General features: G+C 48.9%; 2 tRNA genes. Both read right to left on the bottom strand.

What is annotated here, in order from left to right:
• Nucleotides 1–61 precede the first annotated feature (61 nt).
• Nucleotides 62–137 (bottom strand) — tRNA-Ala (locus AB4167_RS21950).
• A gap of 14 nt (nt 138–151) precedes the next feature.
• A tRNA-Ile gene (locus AB4167_RS21945) sits at nt 152–228 on the bottom strand.
• Nucleotides 229–262 lie beyond the last annotated feature (34 nt).

Here is a 262-nt window from a genome sequence, read left to right as displayed (position 1 = left end):
TAAATTGAACCATTTTTAAAGACTCTCGTAAGACTTTTTGTCGAACAAGAACGCTTAAAGATGGTGGAGCTATGCGGGATCGAACCGCAGACCTCCTGCGTGCAAGGCAGGCGCTCTCCCAGCTGAGCTATAGCCCCATCTAGGTCGATATTGGTGGGTCTGAGTGGACTTGAACCACCGACCTCCCGCTTATCAGGCGAGCGCTCTAACCAGCTGAGCTACAGACCCAATATCGTCTCTTAACTTTTCTAAACCTAATCAA

Origin of the sequence: Vibrio sp. 10N.286.49.E11 (genome assembly GCF_041469505.1) — a bacterium.
Classification (GTDB): domain Bacteria; phylum Pseudomonadota; class Gammaproteobacteria; order Enterobacterales; family Vibrionaceae; genus Vibrio; species Vibrio crassostreae_C.
The sequence above is the reverse complement of the archived record's forward strand: the minus strand, read 5'-3'. Positions and strand labels throughout refer to the sequence as shown.